This is a genomic window from Psychrobacter sp. AntiMn-1, from assembly GCF_001854065.1.
GTDB lineage: Bacteria > Pseudomonadota > Gammaproteobacteria > Pseudomonadales > Moraxellaceae > Psychrobacter > Psychrobacter pacificensis.
This window is the reverse complement of record NZ_CP012969.1, coordinates 1,170,668-1,188,120: the sequence shown is the minus strand read 5'-3', so window position 1 is coordinate 1,188,120 and position 17,453 is coordinate 1,170,668. Positions and strand designations below refer to the sequence as shown.

Here is a 17,453-nt window from a genome sequence, read left to right as displayed (position 1 = left end):
ACGGTTTTATGTGCAAAAACAGGGAAACTTAGAGTAAAAGATACTAAAAAAGGTCATTAAGGTTATGAAATATATCATCGTAGGGTTGGGGAATTTTGGTGCGTCACTGGGAGCAGCATTGACCCGCCAAGGTCACGAAGTGATTGCCATTGACAGCAGCATGCAACGAGTAGAAGCCTATAAGGAGGTCATCTCTCATACGCTCTGTATGGATGCCACGGATGAGTATACCGTGAGCGGATTACCGATTGTCGATACCGATACCGTCATTGTTGCTATTGGGGAGGATCAAGGCGCCAACGTGATGGCAACGGCGCTGTTTAAAACCCTAAAAGCAAAACGTTTGATCAGCCGTAGCATCAATCCACTGCATAAAAAAGTTTTGCAGGCCATTGGTGTCGATGACATTATTTACCCTGAAAAAGAAGCAGCCAATCGCTGGGCCAAACGACTGTCACTAAGCCATTTTGTTGATTCGTTTGAGTTAAGCGATAACTTTAGTATGGTAGAAATCAAGATTCCAAATGTGTTGATCGGCAAGACGGTTGAGGAGTTGCGGTTGGAGCAAAAATTCAATATCCGATTGCTTAGTACCTTGCGCTATGAGTATTATGAAGACAGCTTTGGTCGTACCCAGACCAAACCTAGCGTGCAAGGTCTGGCCACGCCTGAACAAATATTGCAAGACCGTGATGTATTGGTCATTTATGGCGCAAACAAACACATCAACCATTTCTTACGTAGCGTGGGTGTGAAAATCAAATAACAGCTTGCAATCGCAGTGACATGAAAAGGGACAGGGGAAGTTTATGAATAAGCGCAGTATATCCGTTCTATTGGTCGCTGTTATCGTGTTGCTGTCAGGCTGTGATCCGTCTGCGCAAGATCCGAATGTTCTTCTGTCCGAGCACCAACAAGATCCGATTGAAGCGTTAGAGGTGACATCCGATGTAGATCGCAGTCAGTTCAGTTATAAAGAAACCTTTTATGTACCGATTTATTCTGATATCTATACTGATAGAGACAATCGCAAAGTACTATTGTCAGCGACGCTGAGTGTGCGCAATACCACGCTGAAAAAATCACTGTATATTAATAAAATTGATTATTATGATACGGATGGGGCACTGGTAAAGTCGTATCTAAGCAAACCCATTGAGCTATCAGCGATGGCCACGCTAAACTACATCGTCGAAAAAGAAGAAGATAAAGGCGGGTCGGGTGCTAACTTCATTATCGAGGTCGAAGGTGTCGATGAAACCGTCAGACCAGTTATCGAAGCGGTCATGATTGGGAATTTTAGTAATAAAGGATTTGCCTTTAGTACAGAAGGTACGCCAGTAATACATTAAAGGAATGTATTCAGTGAAGTAATAAATAACAAGGAAAGTTTAATTTAATTCAAGGAAGCGTTATGTCTGCAACCAAAGAAGAAATCAGCGCCTTTATGGCGTTAGAGTTTCCACAAACCAAATGTATCGTCGAAGCAGTCAGTGAAAATGGTGCGACTTTATCACACGAGATTGGCATCGATGAGCTACGTCCTGGTGGCACAGTGTCAGGACCTGTCATGATGGCCGTCGCTGACGTCGCCATCTATGTTGCGATACTCGGGAAAATCGGTATCGTGCCATTGACAGTGACGACGAGTCTGACTATCAATTTTTTGCGTAAACCATCAGCAGATGCACGTATTATCGCTGAATGCACCTTACTCAAAGTAGGGCGAGCCTTAATAGTGGGCGAGGTATCTCTATATTCAGAAGGCTCAGACGATGTCGTGGCTCATGTCGTCGGCACCTATTCTGTACCGCCAAAGCGTATCTAAAATGCTACGTAAGCGCTTGGATACCTCATCAAAAGAGCAGCTATGTTAAGAGGTTGCTCTTATTTTATCGGTCAATGTGCTTTATAAGATAGCGAGTCTCATCTATTCACTCGGGTCTGACCCTGGTGGAAAGTCATGGCGTAATTGTAATTGCGCAACATTAGCAGTAGTGACCGTGTCAGTGAAATTGTTCAAATCGCTATGTACGTACTGTGTAACGGCTGCTATTTGCGCATCATTCATCATGCTATGGAACGATGGCATCCCGCGCAGACCATTTATTAACACCCTAATGATATAGTATTTCGATTGCATTTTACTGTTGTTGGCCAGCGGTGGATAGTAGCCAGCGCCGTATGCACTGTCACCTTTTTGCATATGGCAACCTGCACAAGAGTCGTCATAGAGTTTTTTGAGTCCTGCGCGGTTTTCGGTAGAAGGCACATTGATGACATTCCATGCCAGCATTAAGCTACGGATATTCAACGGGAAAGGCAGGTGTGTGGTTTTTTTCAGGGGGTTTGTCTACGATAGGGATGGTCTGAAAATAAGCAAACAAGGCACTGACATCGTCATCTGTTAGGCCATGATAGGACGGGTAAGGCATCGCAGGATAAATCTGATGATTTGGCGCCCGACCTTTGTGTAAGGCTTTTTTTAAATCGGCCTCAGTATAGTTGCCAATACCATAGCGCGTCGATGGTGTGATATTGGTTGAGTAGATATTGCCAATCGGCGTATCAATCGGCACGCCGCCACTATAGTCTTCACGGTAGCAGGCCATACAGTCAGCGGTAAGCGCCGCGGTTGGCAAGCGCACTATTGGCTGGGCTAACATTTGGTAGGGTTATTCTGTTAGGCAAAGTGTCTATTGGCAGGCTGACTGTATCTGCTATCGCAGCGGTAGAGAGTACGCCGAAACCGATTGTCGTGGTTAAGCAAAACAACAGCGCTGGCATAACGGCACAAAGTGGTTTCATAACGTCCTTATAGTGCTGATAAATCATCTTTAATCCCTCATCCTAATATGCCTGCAGTTCGCTAGTCGTGTCTAGCAAAATAACGCAACGTGATAACTATCATTCTAAGTGCTTGAGGTTTCAGTACCAAGCAAGCTAGTGGCTGTGTCGGCATGTTTTTTACTGGCGCTTTTGGCCTTTGCCTTTATCGAATCTTTAAAGAATAGCGTCGCAAGCGCACACGCTATCGTCAGTGATAGCAGCATCGAGACCAAAGTATGACTAAAAAAATGATCGCCAAATAGCATCTTATACAGCCCCATGCTCCAGCCTAAGAGCGTAACTATTTTTAGTATTTGATAACGGTGCTTTTTGAGTGTTGGCAAAAAAGCCAATCCATATAAGGAGAATCCTGCGCTGGCGTGAGCCGCTGGGAAGCATCTGGCAGGCGTTGCGGCAACCATGTTTTGCCACAGATTTAGATAAGGCAACTCACCGCCAAAAATTGCCAAGTCATTCGGGCAGCTCACATGGGTGACGCCTTTTAATGTGGTAATGGTAGCCGGTACAATCGCTAATACCAGCAGTAGATAGCCGATCTCCCGAATTGGTAAAGGAAACAGAAATTTATCGAATTTACAGCGATGCTGTGAGGCAAGATCCGGCAAAGGCTGTCTATATTTTATAATTAACACTGCTATGAGGTAGACCGCCAGTAGGATCAGTAGGGCTTTGGGCAAATCATAAAAGATAAACGCATAAGGCTGCGCACCTTTTTCTAGTAGCCAGTGTCCATGGCTATAAAAAAGCTCACTGATGCGTATGTCTAACTGACTATGTTCAAACACCAACGTAGCGAGGATGGTCAAACACAGTAATTTTAGCCAGTCCCAAGCCATTGAGTGGTTTTCTAAAGTCATGGATACCTCTGGCAATGTATAGTAAGTAAGAACGTATAATAAATAGGATAGCTTCTAGCTTGATTATTGATCAGTGCCTGTGATAGATGTCTTTATAAAAAGACAGACAACGCCATGAGCCATAAAATTGTTAATAGACATAACGACACGAACTGCGCCGCCGAGCCAACATCTTTTGCGATTTTTGCGAGTGGATGCTTGGCGGTTGATGTGTGGTCGACGCAAGCTTCGATACCCGTGTTAATCAGCTCAACAATTAAAGATAAAAAAGACGCGAGCACTAGCATCATTTTTATACCAAGCGTAAAAGGCATCATAATGACAGCGGCAAGCAGGACAACATTGAGCCACACGACTTGTCGAAAAGCCGCCTCAAATTTGTATGCTGCCTTAAATCCGTCCATTGAATAGCCAGCAGCTTTTATAATTCGGTAAAAGCCCGTTTTGCCTTTTGCGCTTTCTGCAAAGCTATCAGGCGTGAGCGCACTGTGATGTGCTGCCTGCTTGATAGAGCAATGCTCGGCTGACTCGTCTTCAAGATTAATAGGAGTAATTTTATTCATATAGAATTCTTAATGATCTATTAATATCAAGATGCGCTTTCGGTTTTGCGTGACCAAAAAAACAGTCAAGCAAAGTCGATATATCCTAAGTATAAGACGAGCGAGATTAAGAAAACGTTAAGAGCGTAAGCAGGAATGAGAATAAAGAATGATTCGGACAAATGGCACAAATGGCATTGCCCGCCAGTTCAGTGGGCAATGGTTAAATAGAAATTGTGGTGATAGTAAGCAAAGTACGGTTATTTATAATAAATAATAAAAGTGCTGCCGCCAGACGGATTGGCTTGATGAGTCAGCTGCCAGCCCATATGAGACATGATGCGTTGTACGATACTCAGTCCCAAACCTGAGCCTTCAACCTTGTGATTGATATCATTTTCTGGTGACAAGGCTATGCCTGTACCCTCGTCTTGATAGTCATGAGTTAGGCGCTCAAAGCGCTCATACAGCAGCGGCATCATCGCCTCAGGAATACCAAGACCAGTATCAGTTACCATGATTTTTTCGTCATCGATAGTGATGGTGACTTCGCCATCATCGGTATACTGAAACGCATTTTTTATGAGATTGCCTAGTGCCATTTTTAGTAGTTCGGGACGTACGTAAGCGCTATATTCCTGCTCAGCAATTATCTGACAAGTGACAGATTTATACCGCAGCAAATACTTCAGGCGCTGCATTTCTGCTAAGGCGATACTGTTGATAGAGGTTTGCGGTGCGTCTAACTTTTCAGGCGCGCGCGATAGTAGGAGCAGGGCGGTGATAATCTCGGAAGTTTCTTTTGCCGTGGTACTGATACGATTGGTAAACTCATTTAAGTGGCTGTCAGGGTCTAGTTGCGAGGCCAAGACCTCGGAAGCCCCCATGATAATAGTCAACGGCGTACGCAGCTCATGGCTGACATCACCAGTAAACAGTTGCTCGCGCTTGAGATATTGCTCTAACTTGTGGTTTTTCTCATCGATGGCCCGTGCCAAGACACCAACCTCAGATGGCAAGTGTGTCAAATCGCTTAAGTTATGATGATCGGTCTCGATGGCTTGCTTCAAATCCAATAAAGGCTTGATGATCTGTTTGGAAGATAACTGAGAGAAGATAGCGGCGATAAGTAAGCTTAGAATCACGGCTACTTTTAGCGTATCTGCAAATATGTCTTCTAGGTGCTCAAATATCGCCAAGACTGGGTAATTTCCCATCACCATTTCGGTGTTTTCTAGGTAAGTCAAAATATAGGTTTGACCATCTTGAGTATAGGCGAAAAGATGCAGGTTGGCATGACCTGCTCCAGAGGTTTTACTAACAGTGACAGAAGTCTCTTGTACCGTGTCATTGGCTATCGCTTGCAAACTGGCAGGTGCTTTGTCATAGCGATAAATCTTGATACCTGGTTCGGCGACATAAATAGGTTGGTCACCATACTTTTCTTGACTGAGTTCTAGCTGCTGCAATAGGCGAGCCTTGACCAAATCTTGCTCTATTCGGCTCTCCGCGTACAAGAAAATACTGACAAAAGCTGCGCACAGTAATAACGCGAATATGAAGTAAGACAGTCTGAACTTATTGGCTATCGAGTCTATATTGAGCATGGCATGGGACAACCTAATAGAAGAAGGCGATATATAACAGGGCTATATATAATAGAGCGATAAATACGATACGGTCAGTCGATTAGTAAATTGGATAAGGTTTATTCAATTCATGCTGCAATCACAACTACGCGCTTGCTGATTTGTTAGGGTCAACAACTTGGTAACCTACACCAGGTACTGTGACTATCATGGGTGTGTTAAATGGCTTATCAACCTGTGCGCGCACGCTATGCATATGGGTGCGCAGTGCATCACTACTCGGTATATCTAGCCCCCATACTTTTTCTTCAATCTCAGTTTTACTGACGACTCTAGGCGCTGCGCTCATTAGGATGTGCAATATTTTAAAGCCAGTAGGGGTGAGCTTTAGTGATTGTCCGTCGCGCATAATGGTATGCTCACTATTGTTTAAGGACAATGCTCCGACAGCAATACTGTGGGCAAAATGATCGTCCTCGGTGCGACGTATGAGCGCTTTGATACGACATTCCAACTCAACCAACGAAAACGGCTTGACCAAATAATCATCAGCACCGCTATCAAACCCAGCGACTTTATCTAAGATTGTATCGCGAGCCGTGAGCATTAGCACGGGAGTCTTGTCATGCAACTCTTCCCTGAGTTTTTTGCACAGCTGCGTGCCATCCATACCCGGTAACATCACATCGAGCAATATCACATCATAATGATTGCTTGCGGCGAGCGTTAGCCCACTGTAGCCATTATGTGCGTTGTCCAGCTCAAAGCCTTTTGGCTCAAAAAACGCATAAATATTGGCCACGATATCGGGGTTGTCTTCAATAACGAGTATCTTATACATGATGTTAACCTAAAAAATAGTGGCTACCTAAAAGATAGTGATGGCTTAAAGGATGGAGCAATATAAAAACAGATTTAGTTATTCACTTTAAAAAAGGTTGGCGCGCCTTTGACCGCATCAGTCGTGATGCCAAAAAAGCTAAGCAACGTCGGCGTAATAAAATCATGTGACACGGGCTGACTGCTCATACTAGAGATACTATCCGCATCGATGTTATTGCTGTCTGGTGACCAAATGACTGCGGGCACGTGCTTTTGAGTATCCGGGGCAAACTTATAGGGCAGACCATGCAAATAAATATTATTTTCACCAAGACTCTCGCCATGATCGCTCATATAAACCATGACTACATCATAATCTTGTTCGTAAGTTTTTAGGGTATCGATCACGTTATTCAAAAAATAGTCGGTATAAAGAATCGCATTATCATAGCCATTGATTACAGACTGGGCGTCACATTTCGATAGCTCATTGGTCATACAGACAGGTTTATACGTTTCAAATTTTTTAGGGTATCGCTGGTAATAAGCGGGGCCATGATTACCCATTTGGTGTAACAAAATAAGCGTGTCTTTAGGCGTATCTTTCGGTGAGCTGCCTGACTTTACAAGTTCATCAAAACCATCAAGCATACCGATATCTCGGCATTCGACATCACAGTTCGGATTGGTATCAGCCGTTTTGTAGTCTTCAAAAGTAACACGATCAGCCACGCCTTTAGAGCTAGAGTTGTTGTCTCGCCAAATGACATTGATCCCTTGCTTGCTTAGCGTATCGAGTACGTTTTCATTGTACTTGGCGGTATCGATATCATAATTTTCCCGATTTGCATAGCTGAACATGCAGGGTACGGAGTAGGCCGTAGAGGTGCCGCAAGAGACAGCATTCTGAAAACTATAGAGGTCTGATTGTTTTGAGAGCAGCGGTGTGGTGTTGCGTGTATAGCCATTTAAACCGAAGTGATCAGCGCGAGCCGTTTCCCCAACGACGAACACCATGAGCTTGGGTTTTGCAGTGCTGCTGTTTGTAGTGCTACTGGTAGGAGCGACGCGCTTTGCATCTGTCGCATGTAGGGTGAAAGTATCAGGACGGCGCAGCTCATTGACATAGTTTTCGACAAGTTTGATCGTAGAGTAAATAGGCGTGATTGGGTTGGCATAAGAGCGCACCTCTTTATGCTGACGAAAGAAGCTGGCGTACTGGTCACCAAAGGGTAAAAGACACGCTGCGATCAATGCGATAGACAATATCAACGTGGCTGTTTTTTGTAGAATACTGCGTTGCCAAGTAAAGCGTTTTAGACGAATTTTGCTAATGATAAATGCTGGCAACACGCCTAATATCAGCAGTCGAATGACCATGCTGGGGGCAAACAATCCCATCGCCTCTGCTTGATCGGTCTCCAGACTGTTAATCAGCATGTTGGTGTCAAATATCGTCCCATAAGCATCGGTAAAATAACCGCAAATGGCAGCAATGATCAGTAGCGCAATCAACACTGGTTTGGCAATAGGGCGATAGCAAAGCAGCTGTAACACCAGCCACATCAATCCAAACAACAAGCCTGTAATAGACAGTATAAAGCCGACGTTTTTGCTAAATGGATAGACATCTAGCACCTGCTCAAAAAAGCCAATATTGGCAGTCGCCACCAAATATAAGGCAACAATGATAATAAGATAACTGAGATTTACCTCATGATCGTAGAGCTGACTCAGATAGCTGTTTTTTTTATTGGCTTTAGGCGCATCGATTTTGGCGGCTTGAGATATGGACATATAAATACTTCTCAACAGAATGGTAGGAAACGTCATTCCTTACCATAACAAGTGTGCTGTTAAGAAGATGTTAAGGTGGCAGCTTTGATGCTGATGCTAGTTTGCGAGGTGTTGAGTGGTTTATATAAAACTTTATGGAAAGATTTCATAGATATTCAAATTATTCAGGATTCATGATTGCTTTTAACTCAGACTGATTCTTTATGGTCATAAAACCATAGTGCATATCTATGAATTCCTGTTTTTGCCAAGACTGAATGATTTTATTGATGGTTTGTCGGGTGGTACCGAGCATAAAGCCAAGCTCTTCTTGCGACAAGCGTAAGTCTATTTTGATATCGCCATTCACTTGCTTACCATAAGTACCGATGAATCCCATGAGCATGCTCGCCAGTCGCGCCGATGTATTGAGTGAGGTGGCATCATCAATCCAATCAAAGGCTCTACGAATACGCGCACAAGTGATGAGCGCGAGGTGCTTGTATAAAATTGGATACTGTTGCGCCGTTTCAATCACCACCTTTCTGGGGATAGAAATCAACGTAACCTTATTAATCGTCCATGCATCGTGGGTGCGAGGATTATCATCTATGATAGAGATCTCACCAAACCACTCGCCACTAGATAGGTGAGCGAGGGTCATGGCATTGCCGCTAGCGCTCACATTGCAGACTCTAATCGTACCCGATACGACAAAGTGCAGCGCCGCATCATCATTGTCACCAATAGCATGAATCATTTGGCTTTTTTGGTATACCTTTAGCACAGCGTTATACGCTAGTAGCGCTTGCACGTCGGTTGGCAAGTCAGCAAACCAAGGGTCGTTATTTAAATGATGATTGATATTCATAAGTGTCATGTTTTTGACAGATTTGGGTTTGAAGAATGGTGTAGAGTAATTATTCGGACTATTCACAACTGTAAAGGACTATACAATGCAAACAGCGATAAAAACGACCACACAAACTGATTCAACATCGAGTGTACACCATAATATGAGCGAACAAGAGTGGCAGATGCGAGTAAATCTTGCTGCTTGTTATCGCTTGATTGCGTCCTATGGCTGGGATGATCTGGTATTTACCCATATCTCAGCCCGCGTACCAGGGACAGAAGATGAGTTTTTAATCAATCCTTATGGCATGCTATTTGAAGAGATCACCGCTTCCAGCCTAGTCAAAGTCAACAAAGCGGGCGAAAAGGTCTCGCCATCAGCGTTCAATGTCAATCCAGCCGGGTTTATTATTCATAGTGCCGTACACGAAGCCCGTGATGATGCGCACTGCGTGATTCATCTGCATACTAGCGATGGCGTAGCGGTCTCGGCGCAAGAGCAAGGCCTACTACCCATCTCGCAGCAGTCATTATTTCCGTTATCTAACTTGGCATATCACGATTACGAGGGCGTTGCACTTAACCCAGAAGAAAAAGTCCGCTTGGTCGCTGATTTAGGCAAGGCTAACTTTATGATCTTGCGCAATCACGGTCTGCTCACTTGTGCCGACACCGTCGCTGATGCGTTTTTGAATATGTATATTTTACAAAACGCCTGCGAGATTCAAATCAAGGCGCAAAGCGGTGGCAGCGCATTGACGCCGATACCAGCACAAATATTGGCTGGTATTCAAGCGGCATCGAAGCAGGTGACCAGAGGAGCGAATGGTGATATCGCATGGCCTGCCTTATTAAGAAAGCTACGCCGTACTGACCCATCGTTTGAGGAGTGATTACATATGGGCAGCGTTAGGTGAGTATTACCATCAAGAGCGTGGTCAGTATGAGTATATAAAAGACGCTCAGGTAAGGTTTATTATCTAGTGTTTGCAATCTATACGCCATCAACAACCGTCGCACCAAAAAAAAGCAGCACATCGTTTGATGCGCTGCTTTTTTGTTTCCTGTTTTTACCTCCCTATAAGCATTCTATCTGTCAGGGTCTTATTTTGACTCCTCATTCCCTTTGTGTGCTATCACCGGTTTTTAAATTAATCCGCCTCTATCAACTTGTATTTTTTTGTCATCATATGTTCATAAATGAGCCGTATTCTTATGCCCATTATAAATAGTTGCTGTGTGTCACAGAGATTGATATCCATTAAGAGATTCATTGATAGCAGTTGATGCGTAGATAAAAGGTGTGTGTATGAGCGTTGCTGGCAGGCTTGGTAGTATCTCTACCCGTATGCTGATTATTTTAGCGTTGGCTTTTTTGCTGATTATCCTCATGGTGTACTTGGTCATTGAAACCCAAGGCAAGCCGCGCATTATGGAGATGACATCAGAGACTGTGGTTGAAACAGGTAACGAAGTCATCAACAGTATCATGGTGAGTATCAACCATGTCGATGGGCTGGCAAAAGCAAGCAGTACGATGGCGGGCGGTCTACCTAAAGAGGATGCACTTTACCAAGAAACCTTTGGCAATCTCATGCAACAAATGGATCAAAGAATCGTGGGTGGCGGGGTATGGTTTGACCCAAATATGTATGCCCAAGGTCAAGAGCGTCAGTCGTTTGTATGGGCGCGCGATGAGACAGGCAGCATGCAGTCAGTGACGCGCTATGACCAAGTAAGTCAAACGCCCAATGCTTATTATCGAGACTGGTGGTATATTCCAGCGTTGTACGCCAATCATGATCACTGCGTCTGGAGTCGGGCATACATCGATCCCACCAGCAATCAGCCGATGATGACTTGTGCTAAAGCATTGTACAACAGTACTAATCAAGCGTTTGATGGCGTGGTGAGTTTTAACTTATTATTGGACAATCTTGATGCCGCCATGAAGAGGTGGCAAGAAAAAATAGGCGGCTATGTCTTTTTGGTTGACTTGGACAATCGATTCCTAACTTTTCCTGATCAGTCGCTCGTCACTCAAACCACCGCCAACAATCCACAAGGTGAGATGATGAACGCCAGTCAGTTGGCGGCTATCAATCCGAGTTTTGCGCCTATCGCGGACAGTTTGGGTCGCATTAACGATACGCTCATTGATGATGCTACTGCCAAAGATGAAAGCCGTTTTACCTTGGCGGCGCGTAGTATTTTGAGTACGACCAATCTGGGCAAAATAAGTGAGCAAGAGTCTGAGCTACTCTCGGCGTTGCTGTTATTAAATATCGATCAAACTTTCAATTTAGTCGACAGCCATCTGGTCGATACCATCGACGTACCCAATGATTTTGTCTTGCAGCAGCCAGCCACAGCCTTCGTCTTTCGCATGCCATTTACTTACTGGAAAATGGTGATCGTCAAACCCAATAGTGATCTGCTCAGTGTTGCCAATGCGCTATCGAACCAGCTGATTCAAGCCATGCTACTGGGCTTTATCCCTATTTTATTATTAACGGCATGGGTGTTCCGTCAGTATTTTACTCGTCCATTACAACGTATGTCGCTTTTGGTGGCTGAGATGGGCGCTTTGATTGAACAAAAACAATATCAGAAACTGCTCGCACATAAGCTGCCCAGCTCAAGCGTGAGCGAAATTCAGATCATCAGTGAGCAGACCAACCAACTGATTGATCGTGTCGTCGAAAACGAAGGCGCGCTTGCCGAGATCAACGTCCATCTAGAAAAACAAGTTGCTGCCCGTACCCAAGATCTACAGCAAGCGATGGATGAGCTAAAAGCCTCACAAGTACAATTAGTGCGCTCCGAAAAAATGGCAACCTTGGGTCAAATGGTGGCAGGCGTGGCGCACGAGGTCAACACACCACTGGGCTATGTACGCAGTAATATCGAACTGGTCGGTGATAACTTGACGCGTTTCGATGAGCTGATCAGCCAGACTGACCAGCTATTGCAGGCGCTAAAAGACTCTAGTGCTGACCAAGCGCAAGTAGCACAATTGACGGCTCAAACTCTACAATGCTGTGAAGAGATCAAAGAAGATGAAGTCAGTGAGGACTTGGCCGATTTGATCAAAGACAGCTTGTACGGGGTCGATCAGATAGCTGAGTTGGTGGTAAGTTTGCGCGACTTTTCTAGAATTGATGAATCAAAAGTAAAAGACGTCGATATCAATGACTGTATCACCACCTCGCTGGTCATGGCGCGCAATAACCTCAAAACCCTAGATATTACGACCAACCTAGCGACACTGCCGCTGACTCAATGTAACCCCTCGCAAATCAATCAAGTGCTATTAAATTTATTCAATAATGCCGCTCAAGCCATAGCGCCTGATCAAAAAGGCGAGTTGCATATCACATCAGCTGTCGATGAGACGCAGTCGCAGGTAGTGGTGCAGGTCACAGATAATGGTATCGGTATCAACGAGCAGGCTTTAGAGCGTATCTTTGAGCCGTTTTTTACCACCAAAAAAGCAGGCGATGGAACGGGTTTAGGGCTGGCGATCAGCACGCAAATTATTGAGCAGCATGGCGGCAGTATTGCAGCGAGCTCAATCGTCGGCGAGGGCACAACTTTTACCATTATGCTGCCAATACAGTCAAAAACTTATGAAAATAAACCCTCCAAAGCCTTATTTGAAGGTTGAAATACTTCTCACCACTCACCTAAAGAGAGCCTCATGCAAAAACCAAAAATTGCCTTTATCGATGATGAGCCGCGCATTTTACGCAGTCTAAAAATGCATTTTCGCCAGTCGCACGATGTATTTACCACCACCGATGCCACTGAGCTTATGAAATATGTCAGCGAGCACGATGTACAAGTGGTCATCAGTGACCAACGTATGCCTGATAAGCAAGGGACGGAAGTCTTGCGTGATATTAAAGAAGCGTCACCCAATACCATTCGTATCTTGCTAACAGGCTATGCGGATCTCAATGCGGTGATTGACTCGGTCAATGACGGAGAGATTTACCGTTATATCACCAAGCCTTGGCAAAATGATGAGCTCAAAAAGATCGTAAATAAAGCCACAGAGATTGCTCAGCAAACGCAAGATATTACCCAAAATATGAAGCAAGGTGATGAATCTCAGAGTTTTATGAATGCTAGTAGCAAAAGGAATATACTGGTATTAGATGATGATGAGAGTATTTATCAAGAAATAAAAAATCAGTTTAAAAGTACTTATACAGTGAGCTGGGCAAGCAACCTCGAGCAGGCTGCGAAGTTACTACAAAAAAAGAAGTTTGGTGTCACCATCACGGATGCGACGCTCAACGAAGAAAATATTACTCCTATTGTCTACGCTCTAAAAAATATCCAGCCCGATCTGATGGTGCTGATGTTGACTGAATTTAAAGACGCTCACATGGTGATTGATCTCATCAATAAAGGGCAGGTATATCGCTGTCTGCCACGTCCTACCAACTTCTCTATTATGAGTATCAGTCTGGACCGCGCGTTTGAGCATCACGAAAGACTGGTACAGCAGCCGATATTAGCAACGCGTCATCATGTTGAAGAAGTACCAGAAGCTGAGACTTTTAATTTTTCTGAAAGATTGAAGGGTTTCTTTGCCAAGTTTAGAGGCTGGCGCATGATGATGTAAAGTATTCTGATTAAGATGCTATATCAAGTCAGCATATGATTGAGCATTATCTTTAATAAAGAATAAATAGCCGTATTTATAAGAATTTGCGTGACATAATTACGGTATCGAGTGATAGGCTTATTAAAACAGTACGTTTATGTTTCTTATAATCATTATTAGACCACTCATCACCATTAGTATCAGCAGCATTATTCTAAACTGACTAATACTGATGCCAGCCAAAAAGTGTTTGCCAATGACGTTGCCAATAACGGCACCCAGTCCTAATACCAGACCATACACACAGATCTTGACTGTGAGTATGCCAAAAAAGGCGTAGCTGACGACTTGCACAATACCGACAAAAAAAGAATTCGCCGTTTTGGTCGCAATAAGATTCTCTTTTTCTAGACCTGCGTTCATATAAAAAGGGTTAAGAATGGGACCTAGGCCACCCACCAACGTGCTCATAAAGGCAATGAAAAAGCCCACAGGATCCTTTTTATTACAAAAAGTGCGGTCAGTTTGTCTCATCTGCCGTAGAAATGCTGTTTTTTATCTCCAATCATATAGACCCTTATCTGGACAATACCGAACAAGAAAACTTGGTAAAAGTATGCCGCGTTGCTAAAAACCTAGAAGGGGACCCTATCGAATATAGAGAATCTTATGGATTGGCAGAAAAATTTAGTTATGAGGTCAATATTATTTAACCATTGGCCATTTCACCATTAGCGAGGGCAGTGGTTAAGTTATGCTCAATAAGCTATAAAAAAGGAGCTGATAATTCAGCTCCTTTTTTCATACTTTTTATCACCTGACTCTATGAACGACCAATGAAAGAAATGGTTGATACATAGAACTGCTTACTGGCTGTTAAACGTAATCGTCTGTCCGCCATTACCAGCTGGCGGTACGATAGTGACTTTGCTCGCAAGTATGTCGCCTTTGGCATTGATTTTGTAGCATTCTTTTGAGCTGCCTTCAGAGGTGCCACCAGCAAGCATGTTGTCTGAGGTTTCGATACAGAACCATGCGGTCTGATTGCTGTCTCGCGTTAGGGACCAGTTTTGGTTATAGGTGCCGATTTTTTGGCGCATACGACTGTCCGTATAGACATTTTCAGTAATCAATTTGTTTGAGTCGCCCACCGTCGCCATTTTGGGGATAGTGGTCGTTTGATTTGAGACTGAGTATTTGCCTGTGCTGTCTGTAAAACCGTGAAATACCAAAGGGTTCAAGGTGAAGTAATTGATAGCGACTGAATGGTTAGTGATTTGATTGTTCACTTTATTGATCGTGTTGATCTCAGTACCTTGTACCTTTTTATTATTGAAAACCATGTTGCCTTTAGGCGTGACTTGAATATCTGCTGAGGCCGTTTGATTGCCGATAGTGGCAACCAAATTTTCACTACGTTGTTTGGTATAGATATTGAGCATGGCGGTCTCAACAGGGTACTCGGTCACTATGTTGTTTGGGTTGGTGTTACCCATCGTTCCACCGCTCGCACAAGCGCTTAAGCCCAGTCCTGCGGCAATACATAATCCTAATGTTTTCATGATTTAATCCCTCAGTCTATGTGGATGAATGCTATTAGTAGCTACTGTAAGTAGCAGTTATTATAAGGAATATCTACTATAATCGAATTTTTTAGCAATGACATCTGCTAACCATCCTAGACCTTCTATTATTACATCACTATAACAACCAGTAATTTTCTAGTGCGTTAAGAATTGCGGGCGACGCTACAGGCGTAACCAGAATCTTCCATCAATTTGCCAAAAATAGCCCCCAAGATAAATAGGGGGAAGTATTTGACAGCAAAGCCGCCAAGACCTTGCATAAAGACTTCAGTATAGATCACCATCGTTTGGCTGCTCTGCCCACTTAATACCACTGCCAAGATAGCGAGTAGAGGTGCCAAAACTAAGACGCTCACGCCTCGATAGGCAAAATACATTAAGAGGGACAAAGACAACAAAATAGCAAAAATGCTCATGATTTTGATTTCCTTCCATGGAAAATAGGCGGTGAACTATAATGGTTGCGGCTCATTATTCTTCTTATAAAAAGACATTTTATAAAAAGGTATTGATCCATCGATGAAAACGATGGGCTGTTTTTGTAATCTTTATTTGGGTGATAGAATTAGGCCTTTAACAGTCCATGCTTTTCATAGTGGTTTTTGGATGGTAACTCCTGCTCCACGAAAAATCTAATAGACGGTTGTTCATAATAGCTATCCTTAGCATGAACTCAATATCACCAGTCCAACGATGAAAAAGAGTGATGAGAAAAGTATAGTGATAGGGTAATCACGTAGAGATAACGGCTTACTTAAATCAAACTTAGGTCAAATAAAATGATACATTATGTATCATTTTAAAATCTAACAGAGGAGTAAACAAAGGTCAACTAGTAGACCTTGAGAGTCACGGTACTGGTGTAATGGTCCATTTTTAATGAAGAGATACTAACCACTTTGAGATAAATTAGACCGTATTCAAATGTCAGACATAACTTATAAGTGTGGTGATATCAATGATAAGAGAGCTTAAAACCTTTGTGGCCGTTTGCGAGTTAGACAGCTTTGCTGCCGCTGCTCGGCACATCAACTTGACCCAGTCTGCGGTCAGCGCCCAAATAAAAACCTTGGAAGACAATCTAGGGTTATCTTTATTTACCCGCTCTGCTCGTGCCATTACGCTCAATCCGCAAGGCACGCGCGTATTACCGATCGCCAAAGAGATTTTGGCGCTTTATTCAACAATGCAGTTGTCCACAGATACCGATATTGCCAGCTATTACGGGCAGCTTAGGATTGGCTCGATCAATTCCGTGCAAGTGGGTATCTTGCCAGAGGCACTAAAAGCGATTACGTTACTTGCCCCCTTAATGCAGACGGAAATTGTCCCCGGGCGTGCTGTAGAGTTATTTGAGAAACTAGAAGTTGGGGAGATAGATGCGGCAATTACCATACAGCCAGCATTTGCCTTGCCAAAAGATATTGTGACGCAGTCCATTATGACCGAACCCTACGTGCTCATTAGCCCTAAAAAATGGCCCTTTCATAGCCTCAGACAAACGCTTGAGCAGCATCCTTTTATCCATTACACCTTACAGTCCTCAGCAGGCGCAAAGATAAACAAGTTCTTTAAACAACAGGACATCAAGGTAAATACGATCATGGAGATTAATGATCTGGATGCGATCGTTCGGATGGTGGAGTCGGGGCTGGGGGTGGCTTTGATTCCGTATGCTGGGCTATGGATTAGAAGTACGCCGCCCGTTCAAATTCACCATTTAGGGGATAACAGTTTGGTGCGCGAGGTTGTATTGGCATATCGTTATACCGATCGTCAGCAGCCACAAATCAATGCTCTAAAGCAGGTGTTGGGGCTGTAAGTGAGTCAAGAGTCTTATCAACCCTAGCTTTTCTCACTGAGGCTAGGTGTTTGCTTGTACCACTTATAATTAACAATCAATCTATTTTTTCAATCGATAAGCTTTCTCATAAAATCTTTCTTGCCATATAAATTTTTTC

Annotated in this window: 17 protein-coding genes and 3 pseudogenes; 8 read left to right on the top strand and 12 right to left on the bottom strand. The window is 43.7% G+C overall.

Annotated features, from left to right (window positions below):
• Nucleotides 1–64: 64 nt before the first annotated feature.
• From AOT82_RS04885 to AOT82_RS04875, 3 genes are all read left to right on the top strand, one after another.
• Nucleotides 65–766, top strand: coding sequence for a potassium channel family protein (locus tag AOT82_RS04885; protein WP_058023762.1), 702 nt, complete (start codon nucleotides 65–67; stop codon nucleotides 764–766).
• Nucleotides 767–809: 43 nt separating this feature from the next.
• Nucleotides 810–1,352, top strand: a complete 543-nt coding sequence (locus tag AOT82_RS04880; protein WP_071002047.1) for a DUF3124 domain-containing protein — start codon at nucleotides 810–812, stop codon at nucleotides 1,350–1,352.
• 62 nt (nucleotides 1,353–1,414) lie between these two features.
• Nucleotides 1,415–1,828, top strand: a complete 414-nt coding sequence (locus tag AOT82_RS04875; protein WP_058023760.1) for a PaaI family thioesterase — start codon at nucleotides 1,415–1,417, stop codon at nucleotides 1,826–1,828.
• Nucleotides 1,829–1,930: 102 nt separating this feature from the next.
• Here the strand turns inward: AOT82_RS04875 and AOT82_RS04870 are convergent.
• The 9 genes and pseudogenes from AOT82_RS04870 to AOT82_RS04835 all read right to left on the bottom strand — a co-directional run.
• Nucleotides 1,931–2,242: pseudogene (locus AOT82_RS04870) on the bottom strand (c-type cytochrome); the annotation flags it as partial.
• Between the two features lie 58 nt (nucleotides 2,243–2,300).
• Entirely contained in the window at nucleotides 2,301–2,648 is a 348-nt protein-coding gene (locus AOT82_RS14085; RefSeq protein ID WP_227517184.1) for a cytochrome c, read from the bottom strand.
• A complete protein-coding gene (locus tag AOT82_RS14080; protein ID WP_227517183.1) occupies nucleotides 2,617–2,808 on the bottom strand; it encodes a hypothetical protein in 192 nt (63 codons plus the stop codon). Before AOT82_RS14080 ends, AOT82_RS14085 begins: the two co-directional genes overlap by 32 nt.
• A 104-nt stretch (nucleotides 2,809–2,912) precedes the next feature.
• Nucleotides 2,913–3,707: a PAP2 family lipid A phosphatase gene (locus tag AOT82_RS04860; RefSeq protein WP_071002045.1), complete on the bottom strand. Its 795-nt coding sequence runs from the start codon at nucleotides 3,705–3,707 to the stop codon at nucleotides 2,913–2,915.
• A 92-nt stretch (nucleotides 3,708–3,799) separates the two neighbouring features.
• Nucleotides 3,800–4,270, bottom strand: a complete 471-nt coding sequence (locus AOT82_RS04855; RefSeq protein ID WP_083328856.1) for a diacylglycerol kinase — start codon at nucleotides 4,268–4,270, stop codon at nucleotides 3,800–3,802.
• 239 nt (nucleotides 4,271–4,509) lie between these two features.
• Nucleotides 4,510–5,856, bottom strand: a complete 1,347-nt coding sequence (locus tag AOT82_RS04850; RefSeq protein WP_071002044.1) for a sensor histidine kinase — start codon at nucleotides 5,854–5,856, stop codon at nucleotides 4,510–4,512.
• Between the two features lie 127 nt (nucleotides 5,857–5,983).
• Nucleotides 5,984–6,679, bottom strand: coding sequence for a response regulator transcription factor (locus tag AOT82_RS04845; protein ID WP_071002043.1), 696 nt, complete (start codon nucleotides 6,677–6,679; stop codon nucleotides 5,984–5,986).
• 74 nt (nucleotides 6,680–6,753) lie between these two features.
• Nucleotides 6,754–8,457, bottom strand: coding sequence for a phosphoethanolamine transferase (locus AOT82_RS04840; RefSeq protein WP_156770971.1), 1,704 nt, complete (start codon nucleotides 8,455–8,457; stop codon nucleotides 6,754–6,756).
• A gap of 160 nt (nucleotides 8,458–8,617) precedes the next feature.
• Nucleotides 8,618–9,307 carry a Crp/Fnr family transcriptional regulator gene (locus AOT82_RS04835; protein WP_071002042.1) on the bottom strand — a complete coding sequence of 230 codons (690 nt, stop codon included), beginning with the start codon at nucleotides 9,305–9,307 and terminating at the stop codon, nucleotides 8,618–8,620.
• A gap of 85 nt (nucleotides 9,308–9,392) precedes the next feature.
• Here AOT82_RS04835 and AOT82_RS04830 point away from each other — a divergent pair, with 85 nt between their 5' ends.
• The 3 genes from AOT82_RS04830 to AOT82_RS04820 all read left to right on the top strand — a co-directional run bounded on the left by AOT82_RS04830 (nucleotide 9,393) and on the right by AOT82_RS04820 (nucleotide 13,924).
• A complete protein-coding gene (locus tag AOT82_RS04830) occupies nucleotides 9,393–10,184 on the top strand; it encodes a class II aldolase/adducin family protein (RefSeq protein ID WP_071002041.1) in 792 nt (263 codons plus the stop codon).
• Between the two features lie 416 nt (nucleotides 10,185–10,600).
• Nucleotides 10,601–12,958 (top strand): sensor histidine kinase, encoded by a 2,358-nt coding sequence (locus AOT82_RS04825; RefSeq protein WP_071002040.1) that lies wholly within the window; start codon nucleotides 10,601–10,603, stop codon nucleotides 12,956–12,958.
• 33 nt (nucleotides 12,959–12,991) lie between these two features.
• On the top strand, nucleotides 12,992–13,924 hold the full coding sequence (locus AOT82_RS04820) for a response regulator (protein WP_071002039.1): 933 nt from the start codon (nucleotides 12,992–12,994) through the stop codon (nucleotides 13,922–13,924).
• A gap of 123 nt (nucleotides 13,925–14,047) precedes the next feature.
• Here the strand turns inward: AOT82_RS04820 and AOT82_RS04815 are convergent, their stop codons facing one another.
• Nucleotides 14,048–14,398: a TSUP family transporter gene (locus AOT82_RS04815; protein WP_237182789.1), complete on the bottom strand. Its 351-nt coding sequence runs from the start codon at nucleotides 14,396–14,398 to the stop codon at nucleotides 14,048–14,050.
• Nucleotides 14,399–14,403: 5 nt separating this feature from the next.
• On the opposite strand from AOT82_RS04815, the pseudogene AOT82_RS13640 reads away from it, so the two are divergent.
• Nucleotides 14,404–14,619: pseudogene (locus tag AOT82_RS13640) on the top strand (GntR family transcriptional regulator); the annotation flags it as partial.
• 153 nt (nucleotides 14,620–14,772) lie between these two features.
• Here AOT82_RS13640 and AOT82_RS04810 read toward each other — a convergent pair.
• Both AOT82_RS04810 and AOT82_RS04805 read right to left on the bottom strand, forming a co-directional pair.
• On the bottom strand, nucleotides 14,773–15,468 hold the full coding sequence (locus AOT82_RS04810; RefSeq protein ID WP_071002038.1) for a hypothetical protein: 696 nt from the start codon (nucleotides 15,466–15,468) through the stop codon (nucleotides 14,773–14,775).
• Nucleotides 15,469–15,647: 179 nt separating this feature from the next.
• A pseudogene (locus AOT82_RS04805) lies at nucleotides 15,648–15,908 on the bottom strand (GntP family permease); the annotation flags it as partial.
• A 542-nt stretch (nucleotides 15,909–16,450) separates the two neighbouring features.
• On the opposite strand from AOT82_RS04805, the gene AOT82_RS04800 reads away from it, so the two are divergent.
• A complete protein-coding gene (locus tag AOT82_RS04800) occupies nucleotides 16,451–17,314 on the top strand; it encodes a LysR substrate-binding domain-containing protein (RefSeq protein ID WP_071002036.1) in 864 nt (287 codons plus the stop codon).
• Nucleotides 17,315–17,453 lie beyond the last annotated feature (139 nt).

Coding starts and splice junctions, on each gene's coding strand:
- AOT82_RS04860 (WP_071002045.1), bottom strand. CDS start 3,707: ATGACTTTAGAAAACCACTCAATGGCTTGGGACTGGCTAAAATTACTG.
- AOT82_RS04840 (WP_156770971.1), bottom strand. CDS start 8,457: ATGTCCATATCTCAAGCCGCCAAAATCGATGCGCCTAAAGCCAATAAA.
- AOT82_RS04885 (WP_058023762.1), top strand. CDS start 65: ATGAAATATATCATCGTAGGGTTGGGGAATTTTGGTGCGTCACTGGGA.
- AOT82_RS04820 (WP_071002039.1), top strand. CDS start 12,992: ATGCAAAAACCAAAAATTGCCTTTATCGATGATGAGCCGCGCATTTTA.
- AOT82_RS04850 (WP_071002044.1), bottom strand. CDS start 5,856: ATGCTCAATATAGACTCGATAGCCAATAAGTTCAGACTGTCTTACTTC.
- AOT82_RS04875 (WP_058023760.1), top strand. CDS start 1,415: ATGTCTGCAACCAAAGAAGAAATCAGCGCCTTTATGGCGTTAGAGTTT.
- AOT82_RS04835 (WP_071002042.1), bottom strand. CDS start 9,307: ATGAATATCAATCATCATTTAAATAACGACCCTTGGTTTGCTGACTTG.
- AOT82_RS14080 (WP_227517183.1), bottom strand. CDS start 2,808: ATGAAACCACTTTGTGCCGTTATGCCAGCGCTGTTGTTTTGCTTAACC.
- AOT82_RS04845 (WP_071002043.1), bottom strand. CDS start 6,679: ATGTATAAGATACTCGTTATTGAAGACAACCCCGATATCGTGGCCAAT.
- AOT82_RS04855 (WP_083328856.1), bottom strand. CDS start 4,270: ATGAATAAAATTACTCCTATTAATCTTGAAGACGAGTCAGCCGAGCAT.
- AOT82_RS04810 (WP_071002038.1), bottom strand. CDS start 15,468: ATGAAAACATTAGGATTATGTATTGCCGCAGGACTGGGCTTAAGCGCT.
- AOT82_RS04830 (WP_071002041.1), top strand. CDS start 9,393: ATGCAAACAGCGATAAAAACGACCACACAAACTGATTCAACATCGAGT.
- AOT82_RS04825 (WP_071002040.1), top strand. CDS start 10,601: ATGAGCGTTGCTGGCAGGCTTGGTAGTATCTCTACCCGTATGCTGATT.
- AOT82_RS04800 (WP_071002036.1), top strand. CDS start 16,451: ATGATAAGAGAGCTTAAAACCTTTGTGGCCGTTTGCGAGTTAGACAGC.
- AOT82_RS04880 (WP_071002047.1), top strand. CDS start 810: ATGAATAAGCGCAGTATATCCGTTCTATTGGTCGCTGTTATCGTGTTG.